Genomic DNA, 15,851 nt, shown 5'->3' on the forward strand with positions numbered 1-15,851 from the left:
CAAGAATACGAATAATGTCATGGGCAGCGCTCGGTCGCGCTGCTCCCAAGCCAAGGTTGAATAAAATGCGGAGCAAGGTGGCAGGTGCGCGGCGCTGGGTCGTGAAGATTGGCAGCGCGTTGCTGACGGCGGACGGCAAGGGTCTGGATCGCGCGGCAATGGGTGTCTGGGTCGAGCAGATGGTGGCCCTGCATGAGGCGGGCGTCGAGCTGGTGCTGGTTTCCTCCGGTGCGGTTGCGGCGGGCATGAGCCGCTTGGGCTGGACTGCACGACCGAGTGCCATGCACGAGTTGCAGGCCGCGGCGGCGATTGGGCAGATGGGCCTGGTGCAGGCCTGGGAGTCGAGTTTTGCCGAACATGGCCGGCACACGGCGCAAATCCTCCTGACCCATGACGACCTGTCCGATCGCAAGCGCTACCTCAATGCCCGCAGCACCTTGCGTGCGCTGGTTGAGCTCAAGGTAATCCCGGTCATCAACGAAAACGACACCGTGGTGACCGACGAGATCCGTTTTGGCGATAACGACACCCTGGCGGCGTTGGTGGCGAACCTGGTCGAGGCGGATCTGTTAGTGATTCTCACCGATCGCGACGGCATGTTCGATGCGGACCCGCGCAACAACCCCAATGCCAAGCTGATTTACGAAGCTCGCGCCGATGATCCGGCGCTGGATGCCGTGGCTGGCGGCACGGGTGGTGCGCTTGGTCGTGGCGGCATGCAGACCAAGCTGCGTGCGGCACGGCTGGCTGCGCGTTCCGGTGCGCACACGATCATCGTGGGCGGGCGTCTGGAGCGTGTGTTGGATCGGCTGAAGGCTGGCGAGCGCATTGGCACCCTGTTGTCGCCTGAGCGCGGCATGCTGGCGGCGCGCAAGCAGTGGCTGGCCGGGCATTTGCAGACTCGCGGCACCCTGGTGCTGGATGCTGGCGCGGTTTCGGCGCTGTCTCAGGGCAACAAAAGTTTGCTGCCGGTCGGGGTGAAGTTGGTCCAGGGCAGTTTCCGGCGTGGCGAAATGGTGGTCTGCGTGGCCCCGGATGGTCGTGAAATCGCCCGTGGCCTGGCCAACTACAGTGCTCTGGAAGCGCAAAAGATCATCGGTCAGTCGTCAGAGGCGATTGTCGGTCTGTTGGGTTATATGGCTGAGCCGGAACTGGTTCACCGGGATAACCTGATCCTGGTTTGAGGAAAGTTGAATGCGTGTAGCAAAAGGATTGTTGGGTCTGCTGTTGGCGCTGCCACTGCTGGCCTCGGCCGAGGAGATTGGCCAGGTGTCTACGGTGTTCAAATTCGTCGGCCCGAATGACCGCATCGTCGTTGAGGCGTTTGATGACCCCAAGGTCGAGGGCGTGACTTGTTACCTCTCGCGGGCCAAGACCGGCGGCGTGAAGGGTGGTCTGGGGCTGGCCGAGGATCGTGCCGAGGCCTCCATTGCCTGTCGTCAGGTCGGGCCCATCAGCTTCAAGGGTGAGCTCAAGGATGGTGATGAGGTGTTCAAGGAGCGCACCTCGCTGGTGTTCAAGACCATGCAGGTGGTGCGCTTCCTCGACAAGAAACGCAATACCCTGGTGTATTTGGTCTACAGCGACCGCTTGATCGAAGGCAGCCCGCAGAATGCGGTCACTGCGATCCCGATCCTGCCGTGGGCGCACGCCCAATAATTTAGCGAAGATCCAAATTGTGGGAGCGAGCCTGCTCGCGATAGCTGCATTACAGTCGACATAGATGTTGAATGTTAGTCAGTCATCGCGAGCAAGCTCGCTCCCACATTTTTTTGCGCGGAGCCATTAAATCGCAGGCAATAAAAAACCGACCCGGAGGTCGGTTTTTTAACAAAGCGTGTCGCTTAGGCTGCTACAGCAAGGTTCAGAGCCTTGATGTGGCCATTCAAACGGCCTTTATGGCGAGCAGCTTTGTTCTTGTGGATGATGCCTTTATCGGCCATACGGTCGATAACTGGCACGGCCAGAACGTAAGCAGCTTGTGCTTTTTCAGCGTCTTTTGCGTCAATGGCCTTAACTACATTCTTGATGTAGGTACGAACCATGGAACGCAGGCTGGCGTTGTGGCTGCGACGCTTCTCAGCCTGTTTTGCACGTTTTTTGGCGGAAGGTGTGTTGGCCACCGTCGAGCTCCTCGAAAGACTTTTTGGGAAATAGCAAACAAAATAGGCCGCGAATCATGCCGATGAGATGAAGTCTTGTCAAGGGCGGGTGATGCGTTCCGCTGAGTGGTCGATCTAAAAGAGGCGGATATTTATTTCCGGCGCTTGACCTGTAAACTCGCGAGCTTTGGCTCTGTGCTGCTGCGGCGCGGAGTATCGCATATGTGGGCGCTTAGTTCGCCTGCTCTTTATCTACAGGCTAAAACTCTTTCAATGAATCTGCTCAAGTCGTTGGCCGCCGTCAGCTCTATCACGATGCTTTCCCGGGTTCTGGGGTTTGTGCGTGACACCATTATCGCGCGCACATTTGGCGCCGGGATGGCTACGGATGCGTTCTTTATTGCGTTTAAATTGCCCAATCTGCTACGCCGGATCTTCGCTGAGGGGGCTTTTTCCCAGGCTTTCGTACCGATTCTGGCGGAATACAAAAGCCAGCAGGGTGATGAGGCAACGCGAACTTTTATCGCCTACGTTTCAGGGTTGCTGACACTGGTCCTGGCACTGGTCACGATCGCCGGGATACTGGCCGCGCCCTGGGTGATCTGGGCGACCGCGCCGGGGTTTGCCGATACGCCGGAAAAATTCGCGCTGACTTCCGACCTGCTGCGGGTGACGTTCCCCTATATATTACTGATCTCCCTGTCTTCGCTGGCGGGGGCGATCCTCAATACCTGGAACCGCTTCTCTGTTCCTGCCTTCGTGCCGACCTTGCTCAACGTCAGCATGATTATCTTTGCTCTATTCCTGACGCCTTACTTCGATCCGCCCGTCATGGCGCTGGGCTGGGCGGTGCTGGTAGGCGGTCTGGCGCAATTGCTCTACCAGCTGCCGCACCTGAGGAAAATCGGCATGCTCGTGCTGCCACGCCTGAATCTGCGCGATAGCGGAGTCTGGCGGGTGATGAAGCAGATGCTGCCGGCGATTCTCGGGGTGTCGGTCAGCCAGATTTCGCTGATTATCAACACCATATTTGCTTCGTTTCTGGTGGCCGGCTCGGTGTCCTGGATGTATTACGCCGACCGATTGATGGAGCTGCCATCTGGCGTGCTCGGTGTAGCGCTGGGGACCATTCTGCTGCCAACACTGGCCCGGACCTACGCGAGCAACGATCGCCACGAATACTCGCGAATTCTCGACTGGGGCCTGCGCCTGTGTTTCATGCTGGTGCTGCCGTGCTCGCTGGCGCTGGGAATACTGGCCGAACCGCTGACCGTTTCGCTGTTCCAGTACGGCCAATTCAGCGCCTTTGATGCGACCATGACGCAACGGGCATTGATCGCTTATTCGGTGGGTCTGCTCGGGATCATTGTGATCAAGGTGCTGGCTCCGGGCTTCTATGCGCAGCAGAACATCCGGACACCGGTAAAAATCGCGATTTTCACCCTGGTCGTCACGCAACTGTTCAACCTGGTGTTGATCGGTCCCCTGCAGCACGCGGGTCTGGCCCTGGCCATCAGTATTGGCGCCTGCATCAACGCGAGCCTCCTGTTTTACCAGCTGCGCAAGCAGCAGATGTATCAGCCGCAGCCGGGCTGGGGTAAATTCAGCCTGAAACTGCTGGTCGCGGTGGTGGTGATGTCCGCGGTATTGTTGGGTTTGATGCACCTGATGCCAGCATGGGAGCAGGGCCACATGCTCGAGCGTTTCCTGCGTCTGGGGGCTTTGGTCGCAGCGGGCATCGTGGCGTATTTCGGTATGCTGGCGCTGATGGGTTTCCGTTTGAAAGATTTCAATCGCAAGGCGCTGAGTTGACGACGGATTGAAGATAATCCCTGATAAAGCGTCGGTTTTGTCGGTTCGATCACTTTGGTTACGGTGTTGCCTGTCGTCAGCCGCCGGGTGTGGTTATAATCGACCACTTTATGAGCAAGAAGCGCGTTATGCAGCTGGTTCGAGGCCTCCACAATCTGCGCCCCCAGCATCGGGGCTGTGTCGCCACTATTGGCAACTTTGACGGTGTTCACCGTGGTCACCAGGCGATCCTGGCCCGACTGCGTGAGCGTGCGCTCGAGTTGGGCGTGCCCAGCTGCGTGGTGATTTTCGAGCCGCAGCCCCGTGAATTTTTCGCCCCGGACACGGCGCCAGCCCGCTTGGCACGCTTGCGTGACAAGCTGCAATTGCTGGCGGAAGAGGGGGTCGACCGGGTCTTGTGCCTGGCCTTCAACCAGCGCTTGAGCAAGCTCAGCGCCGCTGAATTCGTCGACACCATCCTGGTCGATGGCCTGGGCGTGCAGCATCTGGAGGTCGGTGACGACTTCCGTTTCGGGTGCGACCGGGTCGGTGATTTCGACTTCCTGCAACAGGCCGGAGTCGCCCAGGGCTTCACTGTCGAAGCAGCGCAGACCGTCGAGCTGGACGGTATTCGCGTCAGTAGCACCCAGGTCCGCAATGCCCTGGCCGCTGCCGATTTCGCTTTGGCCGAACGTTTGCTCGGTCGTCCGTTCCGCATTGCCGGGCGGGTGTTGCATGGCCAGAAGCTGGCGCGCCAATTGGGTACGCCGACGGCCAACATACAACTCAAGCGCCGTCGCGTGCCGCTGACCGGGGTTTACCTGGTGAGTGTCGACATCGACGGCAAGACCTGGCCAGGCGTCGCCAATATCGGCGTTCGGCCAACGGTCCAAGGTGATGGCAAGGCCCACCTGGAAGTGCATATTCTAGATTTTGCCGGCGATCTGTATGACCGGCGTGTGACGGTGGTTTTCCACCACAAGCTGCGCGAAGAGCAGCGTTTCGCCTCTCTGGAGGCGCTGAAGACGGCGATCAATGCGGATGTCGCCGCCGCCCGTGCCCATGCCGCACCTAGCGCAAATCGCTAATGAAGAGCCATAAATGACCGACTATAAAGCCACGCTAAACCTTCCGGACACCGCCTTCCCAATGAAGGCCGGCCTGCCTCAGCGCGAACCGCAGATTCTGCAGCGCTGGGACAGCATTGGCCTGTACCAGAAGTTGCGTGAGATTGGTAAGGATCGTCCGAAGTTCGTACTGCACGACGGTCCTCCGTACGCCAACGGCACCATTCACATCGGTCATGCGCTGAACAAGATTCTCAAGGACATGATCATCCGCTCGAAAACCCTTTCGGGATTCGACGCGCCCTATGTTCCGGGCTGGGATTGCCATGGCCTGCCGATCGAACACAAGATCGAAGTGACCCACGGCAAAGGCCTGTCGGCTGACGAAACCCGTGAGCTGTGCCGTGCCTACGCCACCGAGCAGATCGAAGGACAGAAGTCCGAATTCATCCGCCTCGGCGTGCTGGGTGACTTCGCCAATCCGTACAAGACCATGGACTTTGCCAACGAGGCCGGCGAAATCCGTGCCCTGGCGGAAATGGTCAAGGGCGGTTTCGTGTTCAAGGGTCTCAAGCCTGTGAACTGGTGCTTCGATTGCGGCTCTGCGCTGGCTGAAGCCGAAGTCGAATACCAGGACAAAAAATCCTCGACCATCGATGTCGCCTTCCCGATTGCTGACGAAGCCCAATTGGCGACCGCTTTCGGCCTGGCTATGTTGAGCAAACCGGCCTCGATCGTGATCTGGACCACCACCCCGTGGACCATCCCGGCCAACCAGGCGCTGAACGTTCACCCGGAGTTCAACTACGCCCTGGTCGATGTCGGCGACAAGCTGCTGGTGTTGGCTGAAGAGCTGGTCGAATCCTGCCTGGCTCGCTACAACCTGGAAGGTTCGGTGATTGCCACCGCTGCGGGCGCGGCGCTGGAGCTGATCAATTTCCGTCATCCGTTCTACGATCGTCTGTCGCCGGTTTACCTGGCCGACTACGTCGAACTGGGCGCCGGCACCGGGGTGGTCCACTCCGCACCGGCCTATGGTGAAGACGACTTCGTGACCTGCAAGCGGTATGGCATGGTCAACGACGACATCCTCGTTCCAGTGCAAAGCAATGGCGTGTATGCGCCTTCGTTGGAGTTCTTCGGCGGCCAGTTCATCTGGAAGGCCAACCCGGCCATCGTCGACAAGCTCGCTGAGGTCGGTGCGCTGCTGCACACCGAAACCATTAGCCACAGCTACATGCACTGCTGGCGCCACAAGACTCCGCTGATCTACCGCGCCACCGCGCAGTGGTTCGTCGGCATGGACAAACAACCGGCGACCGGCGAGACCCTGCGCAAGCGTGCGATCAAGGCCATCGAAGAAACCGCATTCATTCCGGCCTGGGGCCAGGCGCGTCTGCATTCGATGATCGCCAACCGTCCGGACTGGTGTATCTCCCGCCAGCGTAACTGGGGCGTGCCGATCCCGTTCTTCCTGAACAAGGAAAGCGGTGAACTGCACCCGCGTACCGTCGAGCTGATGGAAGAAGTTGCCAAGCGCGTTGAAGTCGAAGGCATCGAAGCCTGGTTCAAGATGGACGCGGCCGAGTTGCTCGGTGAAGAAGCGCCGCTCTACGACAAGATCAGCGACACCCTCGACGTCTGGTTCGACTCGGGTACCACTCACTGGCACGTGCTGCGCGGTTCGCATTCCATCGGCCACGAGACCGGCCCGCGTGCCGACCTGTACCTGGAAGGTTCCGACCAGCATCGCGGCTGGTTCCACTCGTCGCTGCTGACCGGTTGCGCCATCGACAACCACGCGCCGTACCGCGAGTTGCTGACCCACGGTTTCACCGTCGACGAGAGCGGTCGCAAGATGTCCAAGTCCCTGGGCAACGTGATCGCGCCGCAGAAGGTCAACGACACCCTGGGCGCCGACATTATGCGTCTGTGGGTAGCTTCCACCGATTACTCGGGCGAAATCGCAGTTTCCGAGCAGATCCTGCAGCGCAGTGCGGACGCCTACCGGCGGATCCGCAACACCGCGCGCTTCCTGCTGTCGAACCTGAGCGGTTTCAACCCGGCCACCGACATCCTGCCAGCCGAAGAAATGCTCGCGCTGGACCGTTGGGCCGTGGATCGCACCTTGCTGCTGCAACGTGAATTGCAAGAGCACTACGGTGAGTACCGTTTCTGGAACGTCTATTCCAAGGTCCACAACTTCTGCGTGCAGGAGCTGGGCGGTTTCTACCTGGATATCATCAAGGACCGTCAGTACACCACGGGCACCGACAGCAAGGCCCGGCGCTCCTGCCAGACCGCGTTGTTCCACATCTCCGAAGCACTGGTGCGCTGGATCGCCCCGATTCTGGCCTTCACCGCAGACGAGCTGTGGCAGTACCTGCCGGGCGAGCGCAACGAATCGGTCATGCTCAACACCTGGTACGAAGGCCTCAGCGAACTGCCGGAAGGCATCGAGCTGGACCGCGCCTACTGGGAGCGGATCATGGCGGTCAAGGTCGCAGTCAACAAGGAAATGGAAATCCAGCGCGCGGCCAAGGCCGTCGGTGGCAACCTGCAAGCCGAAGTGACGCTGTTCGCCGAGGAAGCGCTGAGTGCCGATCTGGCCAAGCTGAGCAACGAACTGCGCTTCGTGCTGATCACCTCGACTGCCAGCGTTGCGCCATTTGCGCAAGCACCGGCCGATGCGGTGCAAACCGAAGTGGCTGGCCTCAAGCTCAAAGTGGTCAAGTCCGCGTTCGCCAAGTGCGCACGTTGCTGGCACTGCCGTGAAGACGTTGGCGTGAACCCTGAGCATCCGGAAATCTGCGGTCGTTGTGTCGACAACATCAGCGGTGCCGGCGAGGTTCGTCACTATGCCTAACCCTGCTAGCCGTTTCGGACGGCTGAGCTGGCTCTGGTTGAGCATGCTGGTACTGGTCATTGACCAGGCCAGCAAGTTCTACTTCGAAGGCTCGCTGGCGATGTACCAGCAAATCGTGGTGATCCCGGACTACTTCAGCTGGACCCTGGCCTACAACACCGGCGCGGCGTTCAGCTTCCTGGCTGGCAGCTCCGGCTGGCAGCGCTGGCTGTTTGCCCTGATCGCGATCGTGGTCAGCGCCGTGCTGGTGGTTTGGCTCAAGCGTCTGGGACGCAACGAAACCTGGCTGGCGGTCGCGCTGGCGTTGGTGCTCGGTGGTGCCTTGGGTAACCTGTACGACCGCATTGCCCTGGGCCATGTGATCGATTTTATTCTGGTGCATTGGCAGAACCGCTGGTATTTCCCGGCGTTCAACGTTGCCGACAGCGCCATCAGCGTTGGCGCAGTGATGCTGGCGCTGGATATGTTCAAGAGCAAGAAAACCGGAGAAGCCGTTCATGACTGAGCAGTTATTGGCAGAGCAACGCATTGGCCAGAACACGGAAGTCACCTTGCATTTCGCATTGCGCCTGGAGAACGGCGACACCGTCGACAGTACTTTCGACAAAGCCCCGGCGACCTTCAAGGTCGGTGATGGCAACCTGTTGCCAGGTTTCGAAGTCGCACTGTTCGGCTTCAAGGCTGGCGACAAGCGTAACCTGCAGATTGCGCCGGAAAACGCTTTCGGTCAGCCTAACCCGCAAAACGTGCAGATCATCCCGCGTTCGCAGTTCCAGGATATGGAGCTGTCCGAAGGCCTGCTGGTGATCTTCAACGATGCGGCGAATACCGAGCTGCCCGGTGTGGTCAAAGCCTTCGATGACGCTCAGGTGACCATCGACTTCAACCACCCGCTGGCTGGTAAAACCTTGAACTTTGATGTTGAAATTATCGACGTTAAAGCGCTTTAAAATTGTGGGAGCGAGCTTGCTCGCGATGACTTGATAACATTCAACATTGATGTCGACTGTTACGCCGCTATCGCGAGCAAGCTCGCTCCCACAGGGAATCTTCACTGTTTTCGGGCCTTGCGTTCGATTAACAGGCAGTCATTAGTATTTTTTACGCGCAAGCCACGAGGCACAGTATGCAAATCAAACTCGCCAATCCCCGTGGCTTCTGCGCCGGTGTAGACCGGGCGATCGAAATCGTCAATCGCGCCCTGGAAGTCTTCGGGCCGCCGATCTATGTGCGCCACGAAGTGGTCCACAACAAATTTGTCGTCGAAGACCTGCGCGCTCGCGGCGCGATCTTCGTCGAAGAGCTGGACCAGGTGCCGGACGACGTCATCGTGATCTTCAGCGCCCACGGTGTTTCCCAGGCAGTACGTACCGAAGCGGCGGGTCGTGGCCTGAAAGTCTTCGATGCGACCTGCCCACTGGTGACCAAGGTGCACATCGAGGTCGCGCGGTACAGCCGTGACGGTCGTGAATGCATCCTCATCGGCCATGCCGGTCACCCGGAAGTGGAAGGCACCATGGGCCAGTACGATGGCAGCAATGGCGGCGCGATCTACCTGGTCGAAGATGAAAAGGATGTCGCTGCGTTGCAGGTGCACAACCCGGACAAACTGGCGTTCGTGACTCAGACCACCTTGTCCATGGATGACACCAGCCGGGTCATCGACGCATTACGCAGTCGCTTCCCGGCGATTGGCGGTCCGCGCAAGGACGACATCTGCTACGCCACGCAAAACCGTCAGGATGCCGTCAAGCAACTGGCCGACGAGTGCGATGTGGTGCTGGTGGTCGGCAGCCCCAACAGCTCCAACTCCAACCGCTTGCGCGAGCTGGCCGAGCGCATGGCCACCCCGGCCTATCTGATCGACGGTGCCGAAGACCTGCAACGCAGCTGGTTCGATGGCGTCGAGCGGATCGGCATCACCGCTGGCGCTTCGGCCCCGGAAGTGCTGGTGCGTGGCGTGATTCAACAATTGCAGGCCTGGGGTGCCACCGGTGCCGATGAGCTGGCCGGTCGCGAAGAAAACATCACCTTTTCCATGCCTAAAGAGTTACGAGTTCGCTCCCTGCTCTGAGTCTTCTCCTCCAACGCACAGCTTCTGCTCGGTTTTATCGCTGCGCAGGCTGATGCGGCCGGTTTTGGCCAGTACTACTTGATGGCGACTGATGCCCTGGTCCGTAGCACAGACATGCACGGTCCCGGCGCGAAAGCCGCCGCCAGGCAGCAGTGCTTCGCCCTGACCGGTGAAACGCACATGGGTCTTCACCGGGCCATTCCCGACAATCGTCAGCCGTCCGCTGTCCTGGCGCTCCAGCAATATAGGGTTGTCGCTGTCTTCGTGACCCTTGCCGCTGATGTCCAGAATGATTCTCCAGCCCAGGCTCCAGTCGTCATCCACGGCATGGATGACGGTGGCCTGGTTACGCAGGATGGCTTCGGTGCGGGCGTTGCGCAGGCCGCTGGCCAGCGTCTGAGCAGCATTCTCTCGGCGTACCGACTCGAGCAGTTCCTTGAATGACGGGCTGACCAGTTGCACCAGGAGCGCGGCAATTGCCACGCCGATGAGCAGTTCAATCAGGCTGAAACCTTTCTGATACATGACGTCTCCCTCCATGGAGATGCGGTGACTGCGCAATCCGTGCGCAGGCGCTTGTAATCAAGCGTACATTCGGTGGTCGAAGGTTCAGGTTGCAAGCTAGTTATAGACGATGGCCGTTGAGGAGTGAGGGATGCAACACCGCGTAAAGGGTTTTACGCTGATCGAGTTGATGGTCACGCTGGCGGTTTCTGTGATTCTGCTGACGATGGCCATTCCGAGTTTTACCCGGTCGGTACAGAGCTCAAAAGCCGATACCGAGGTCGGTGACTTGCTGCGTGGGCTCAATTCCACACGGTTGGAGGCGATTGACCGGGGTATACCCACGCATATCAAGTCGAAGGATGGCAGCGCCTGGAGCACGGAGCTGAAGATTTATACCGGTCTGAGTACCGAGCCTGACATCCCTGAAAAGGTATTGCGGGTTATTCCAGCCATGAGCAGTGGCGCCACGTTGACGCTAACCTCAGGTGTCACCAACATCGAATTCAACAATCTGGGTGTGTTGTCTGCCCCTGCTATGGCCGTGACCATTAATTATGTGTTGGGTGCGCAAACAAGGACGATCAATGTGTGTCTCAATGGACGAATTGTTTTAGGTGGAAACTGCGGATGACGGGATTGGACAAGCGTGCACAGGACGGCATGACCCTGATTGAAGTACTGGTTGCGCTCTTGATCCTCTCCGTGGGGTTGCTGGGTGCCGCGGCGGTTCAGCTTAATGCACTGAAGTACACCGACAGTTCGCTGAAGACCACCCAGGCCAGTTTTATCGCGTATGACATGATGGACCGGATCCGGGCCAGCTACAGCAACAGCTCCGGCGCCGACTACACCATCACGCCTCCTACTACGGGTAACCTGAATAACGTCCGGGATCAGGACCTCTATGACTTCACTACCAATATCGTCGCCTTTGGCGGTTCAACGGCGACCGGTACCATTGTGGCGAACCAGCGGGTGTTCACGATCACCATCAACTGGGACGATTCGCGGGCTGCCGGAGGCGCCAACCCGGAACAGGACAGTGGTCAGCGAACCTTTGTCCTGACCAGCCGTCTTGCTGTCGACCCACTGGTGACGCCATGAAAAGACATGCCAGAGGTTTTGGCCTGATCGAGTTGATGGTGGCGTTGGCATTGGGGCTGATCGTGGTGCTGGGCGTTGCACAGGTATTCATCTCGGCGAAAAATACCTACCTCACCCAGAATGCGTCAGCCAACATGCAGGAAGATGCGCGTTTCGTCCTGAGCAAAATGCTTCAGGAAATCCGCATGGTCGGTATGTTCGGTTGCCTGGGTACGATCATCGATTCGAGCACAGCCTCGGACTTTGCGCTCAACTCGCAAAAGCCCATCCGTTGGGACAATGCCAATCACAAGCTGACCCTGGTGACGGCCGACATCGGCAGTAACGGCGGTAAGCCGACCTGGACCGTTATCTCCGATTGTCGAAACTTCGCAACGGTCTATAGCGACATACGTGTGCCCCAGGCGGGGCAGTTGGCGTTCCCGATTCGTCGACTGACCTATACCTTGCGCAACAATCAATTATGGATGAATACAGGCACAGCCGCCGACGCTGGCCAGGTGTTGGTCAATAACGTCAGCGCGTTCGACGTCACCTTCGGAGTCGCCAGTACCGTCGGTGGCAATGCTTCCAGCTACAGCCTCAACCCGCCCGATCCATTGCTTATACGCAGTGTGCGCTTGACCTTGACCCTGACGGATCCGAACAACCGCGTGCAAAATCAGACTTACAACGTGGTTGTCGCTTTACGCAACCTGCGCCAGTAGGTGGCGTGCCGATGAGTATTCCTCGAATGACGAAAAAATCCGAGCGCGGCATGGCACTGTTGGTCAGCCTGGTGTTTCTTTTGCTGCTGACGCTGATCGGTGTTTCGTCGATGCAGAACGCGACCTTGCAGGAAAAAATGGCCGGCAGCGTGACACTGCGCAATCAGTCCTTTCAATTGGCCGAGTCGGTGCTGCGGGTCGGTGAAAGTGCGGTGCAACTGCCAGCCTACTCACTGCCGGTGTGCGCGGGTGCTCAATGCATGCCCCCTGCGGATTCCTCGACCGTGGTTGCGGCCGGACTTTCCAAGTCAGGCTCGGGAGTGACCTGGATCGGCGCCGGTAACGGCTTTTATGGGGTACAGAACATCGGCACCACAAAAGACGCCATCGGCATGAGCGGCACCACCGTGACGCTGTATCGCGTTACGGCGGTGGGGCTGGTGGGTAACTCGCGCAGTGTTCTGGAGAGTGTTTATGCGAAGTGATCAGGCCCGTGCAGGCTGGCGACATTGGTTGTTGCAGCTATTTTGCGGCGCCTTATCGAGCCTGTACCTGGCAGCGCCGGCATACGCGTTCACGCCCTCGGACTCGCCACTACTAAGCGCCGCCGTGGTGGCGCCCAATGTGATGCTGCTGATCGATGATTCGGGCAGTATGAACAATATTATCTGGGCGGCTGATTTCAACCCGGCTACCAGTCGCTCTCAAGTGGCCATATGCAGTTCCAATACCTCGTGCTTCAGTGGCCAGAACCTTGGTATGAAAGATGCCAATATCCTTTTGTCGAGTTTGAATCGCGGGGGATGTTCCACAAACACCACAAATGGCAGGTGGTATGGCTTCTATCGCGGCTTTCTAGGATTGGACTCGGTTTGCCTGAAGCTTCCTGATCCGGTGGGGGGCGAGAAAACTCGTTACACAGCCAATTACCTGGCCTACCTGCTTGCGCTGGCCAATGGATCTGACAAGGATTTCACCACGGGCACTGGCGCCATCCCCAACGACTATCGAATGAACGTGGCGCGCAATGTGTCCTCGTCATTAGTGACCAGCAACCGCTCGTCGCGCATCGGCCTGGCAACGTTCAATCCGCCGTCCAGCAACAACTCGGGTCCTGGCGGCTATATCGCCCTTCCGGTCACTGATTTGTCAGTAGTCAGTGGCACGGTGACCCAGACTAAAGCCGATGCCAATTTCAAGGCGCTGACCGACGCGATCGGTAATCTGGACGCGGTAGCGAATACACCGCTGGCCGAAACCTATTACGAAATCACCCGTTACTTCCGTGGCATGACGCCGTTCTACAACTCGACCCCCTCGACCTACACCAGCCCGATCCAGTATCGCTGCCAGAAGAACTACGGTGTGGTAATCACCGATGGTTTACCGACCTTCGACAGAACCTTCCCTACCAACGACCCCCTGGGTAGCAACAAGCTGCCCAATTGGGAGACCAAAGTGAGCGACGGCGCCAATCTGAGCGGTGATGCCGAAGGTGACACGCTGTATCTGGACGACATTGCCAAGTTCGCCTTCGACATTGACATGCGTACGATCGGCAACGATCTGGTAGGCAAAAGCTGGGAGTCAGCCGATTTTCTCAAGCAGAACATGAACACCTACACCGTGGGCTTTACCGCAGCCAATCAGATGCTGTCCGATGCGGCCTCCTACGGGCAAGGCAGGTATTACCAGGCCAGCAACAGTGCCGGTCTCAGCAGTGCGCTGTCATCCGCCTTGAGCGAAATCACTTCCAAGGCCGGATCGGGTGGCAGTGGCGCGACCAGCGGGACCACCTTGACCACCACCTCGCGTTTTTTCCAGACCAGCTATGACCCCAAGGACTGGCGTGGCACGATCAAGGCCTATGGCTTTACCTCGCGCGGTACGGTCGATACTGCGTCAGTGCAATGGACCACTGACACAGCCATCGTGCCCGCCGCCACAGCGCCAACCTTCCAGTCCTGGCACACCACGGATAACAAGGCCATCACCCTGGCCTATAACAACTTTTCCACTACTCAGAAGACTGCGCTCAGTCAGAGTCTGCCGACGGGTATTACCGGTATTGACCTGGTGGAATGGAGCAAAGGCATCAACAAAGCCGGTTTGAAGGTCCGATCCGTCCTGCTCGGGGACATCATCAACTCACCGTTGCTGTATGTGGCACCTACGGACAAAACCGCCTCTGACCAAGTGGGCAATACGACTTACAGCACTTACCTGGTCACCAAAGCCAAGAGCATGTCGGCCAGTCTGGTGGTGAATGCCAACGATGGTTTTCTGAGTGTCATCGACCCGGCCAATGGCGCCCGGCGTTACGCCTACATGCCTTCCAGTGTGTTGGCTTCCCTGCATTACATCGCCGATACCGGCTATATCAATGGCACTGGTCACAAGTTTCTCAATGACGGTCAGGTCGGGGTCTTTGATGCCCAGCTCGATAGCGCCTGGAAAACCCTCGCTGTTGGCGGAGTAGGGGCGGGCGGTAAAACCTTCTATGCGGTACAGCTGTTTGACGCAACTGAGGGGAATGCGACCAAAGCCCTGTGGGAAATCAGTGCTCCGGCGACGGCCACTACGGGTCACACCTTCAATGATCTGGGTTATGCCTACGCCCGCCCGGAAGTGGCACGCTTGGCGGATGGCCGTTGGGCTGCGTTCATTGCCAACGGTTATGGCAGCAACTCCGGCGTGGCCGCGTTGTACGTGGTGGATGTTCGCAATGGTTCGCTGATCAAGAAAATCGTCATCAACGAGAATGAAACCACCAATGGGCTCTCTTCAGTGAAGCTCAAGGTCGATGCGCAAAACGTGGTGCAAGCCGCCTATGGCGGTGACCTGAAGGGCCGGTTATGGAAGTTTGATTTGAGTAGCTCCTCCCCCACCACCTGGGGGCTGGCTTTTTCCGGCAAGCCGTTATTTACCGCTCCTGGCGGCGCGACCCAGCCAATCACTGCACAACCCTTACTGGTGGACCATCCCACCAATGGCAAAGTGGTGTTTTTCGGTACGGGGAAATTTAATGAGACCGCGGATAAATTGACCAAGGATCTGCAAGCGTTCTATGGCATTTGGGATGCCGATGGCGGTACCGGCCAGATCACCGTCGCCAATTTGCAGGCCCAGGCGGTGACCGGAGTGTTCTCCGGGAGTACAGGGCAATTCATTACCACGACCCAAAATGAAGTGACCTATCCCGCACACAAGGGCTGGTATATACCCTTGGTCTACAACAACGTATTGACCGGCGAGCGCGTCATCAATCAGGCCAACCTGGTGGCGGAACGCATTGTATTTACCACTGCCAGCGTGGATACCACTGATCCCTGTTCCAGCTTTGGTACCGGCAAATTGATCGAGCTGGATGCGTTCAGCGGTAAGATGCTCAGCTATGCCGTACTCGATACCAGCGGCAACGGAGAAATTGACAGCGCGGACCGGCAGTCCAGCGGTGTCATTGTCAGCAGCGGCAATCCAACGCTGGTTGCAGTGGTCAACAATGCGACCCGCAAGCTAGTGGCCGACTCCGGCGGTGAGGTTGCCTCGTACGTTGAAAAGGAGGGTGTCAAGGACGATCCAGCTCCAGGCGTTGGAACCGGACGGATCATGTGGCGACAAATACAGTGAGTG

General features: G+C 58.4%; 15 protein-coding genes. 13 read left to right on the forward strand and 2 right to left on the reverse strand.

Annotated features, from left to right (window positions below; translation table 11 throughout):
- The first annotated feature begins 65 nt into the window (after window positions 1-65).
- Together proB and F8N85_RS09020 are read left to right on the forward strand one after the other, a co-directional pair.
- Complete coding sequence (gene proB, locus F8N85_RS09015) at window positions 66-1,184, forward strand: glutamate 5-kinase (RefSeq protein ID WP_150803286.1); 1,119 nt, start codon at window positions 66-68, stop codon at window positions 1,182-1,184.
- Between the two features lie 10 nt (window positions 1,185-1,194).
- Entirely contained in the window at window positions 1,195-1,659 is a 465-nt protein-coding gene (locus F8N85_RS09020) for a CreA family protein (RefSeq protein ID WP_150803287.1), read from the forward strand.
- Between the two features lie 185 nt (window positions 1,660-1,844).
- On the opposite strand, the gene rpsT is transcribed toward F8N85_RS09020, so the two are convergent.
- Window positions 1,845-2,123, reverse strand: a complete 279-nt coding sequence (gene rpsT, locus F8N85_RS09025; RefSeq protein ID WP_029292043.1) for a 30S ribosomal protein S20 — start codon at window positions 2,121-2,123, stop codon at window positions 1,845-1,847.
- A gap of 252 nt (window positions 2,124-2,375) precedes the next feature.
- On the opposite strand from rpsT, the gene murJ reads away from it, so the two are divergent.
- The 6 genes from murJ (at window position 2,376) to ispH (ending at window position 9,900) form a co-directional block, all read left to right on the forward strand.
- Window positions 2,376-3,914, forward strand: coding sequence for a murein biosynthesis integral membrane protein MurJ (gene murJ, locus F8N85_RS09035; protein ID WP_150803288.1), 1,539 nt, complete (start codon window positions 2,376-2,378; stop codon window positions 3,912-3,914).
- 128 nt (window positions 3,915-4,042) lie between these two features.
- Window positions 4,043-4,981, forward strand: coding sequence for a bifunctional riboflavin kinase/FAD synthetase (gene ribF, locus F8N85_RS09040; RefSeq protein ID WP_191636143.1), 939 nt, complete (start codon window positions 4,043-4,045; stop codon window positions 4,979-4,981).
- Between the two features lie 13 nt (window positions 4,982-4,994).
- Window positions 4,995-7,826: an isoleucine--tRNA ligase gene (ileS, locus tag F8N85_RS09045; protein WP_150803290.1), complete on the forward strand. Its 2,832-nt coding sequence runs from the start codon at window positions 4,995-4,997 to the stop codon at window positions 7,824-7,826.
- Window positions 7,819-8,331: a signal peptidase II gene (lspA, locus tag F8N85_RS09050; protein ID WP_150803291.1), complete on the forward strand. Its 513-nt coding sequence runs from the start codon at window positions 7,819-7,821 to the stop codon at window positions 8,329-8,331. Before ileS ends, lspA begins: the two co-directional genes overlap by 8 nt.
- Window positions 8,332-8,338: 7 nt before the next feature.
- Window positions 8,339-8,776 carry an FKBP-type peptidyl-prolyl cis-trans isomerase gene (fkpB, locus tag F8N85_RS09055; protein ID WP_191636149.1) on the forward strand — a complete coding sequence of 146 codons (438 nt, stop codon included), beginning with the start codon at window positions 8,339-8,341 and terminating at the stop codon, window positions 8,774-8,776.
- 176 nt (window positions 8,777-8,952) lie between these two features.
- Window positions 8,953-9,900 carry a 4-hydroxy-3-methylbut-2-enyl diphosphate reductase gene (gene ispH / locus F8N85_RS09065; RefSeq protein WP_150803294.1) on the forward strand — a complete coding sequence of 316 codons (948 nt, stop codon included), beginning with the start codon at window positions 8,953-8,955 and terminating at the stop codon, window positions 9,898-9,900.
- Here ispH and F8N85_RS09070 read toward each other — a convergent pair.
- Window positions 9,877-10,425 carry a GspH/FimT family pseudopilin gene (locus F8N85_RS09070; RefSeq protein ID WP_150803295.1) on the reverse strand — a complete coding sequence of 183 codons (549 nt, stop codon included), beginning with the start codon at window positions 10,423-10,425 and terminating at the stop codon, window positions 9,877-9,879. The genes ispH and F8N85_RS09070 overlap by 24 nt on opposite strands.
- Window positions 10,426-10,555: 130 nt before the next feature.
- On the opposite strand from F8N85_RS09070, the gene F8N85_RS09075 reads away from it, so the two are divergent.
- Genes F8N85_RS09075 through F8N85_RS09095 form a run of 5 tightly spaced genes read left to right on the forward strand, consistent with a single transcriptional unit; the run spans window position 10,556 to window position 15,848 of the window.
- Entirely contained in the window at window positions 10,556-11,038 is a 483-nt protein-coding gene (locus tag F8N85_RS09075) for a Tfp pilus assembly protein FimT/FimU (protein ID WP_150803296.1), read from the forward strand.
- A complete protein-coding gene (gene pilV, locus F8N85_RS09080; RefSeq protein WP_150803297.1) occupies window positions 11,035-11,511 on the forward strand; it encodes a type IV pilus modification protein PilV in 477 nt (158 codons plus the stop codon). Before F8N85_RS09075 ends, pilV begins: the two co-directional genes overlap by 4 nt.
- Window positions 11,508-12,218, forward strand: a complete 711-nt coding sequence (locus tag F8N85_RS09085; RefSeq protein ID WP_150803298.1) for a PilW family protein — start codon at window positions 11,508-11,510, stop codon at window positions 12,216-12,218. The genes pilV and F8N85_RS09085 overlap by 4 nt, the downstream gene beginning before the upstream one ends.
- An 11-nt stretch (window positions 12,219-12,229) precedes the next feature.
- Entirely contained in the window at window positions 12,230-12,703 is a 474-nt protein-coding gene (locus F8N85_RS09090) for a PilX N-terminal domain-containing pilus assembly protein (protein WP_150803299.1), read from the forward strand.
- Window positions 12,693-15,848, forward strand: coding sequence for a pilus assembly protein (locus F8N85_RS09095; RefSeq protein ID WP_150803300.1), 3,156 nt, complete (start codon window positions 12,693-12,695; stop codon window positions 15,846-15,848). Before F8N85_RS09090 ends, F8N85_RS09095 begins: the two co-directional genes overlap by 11 nt.
- Window positions 15,849-15,851: the final 3 nt, after the last annotated feature.

This window comes from Pseudomonas fluorescens (assembly GCF_902497875.1).
Taxonomy (GTDB): Bacteria; Pseudomonadota; Gammaproteobacteria; order Pseudomonadales; family Pseudomonadaceae; genus Aquipseudomonas; species Aquipseudomonas fluorescens_BR.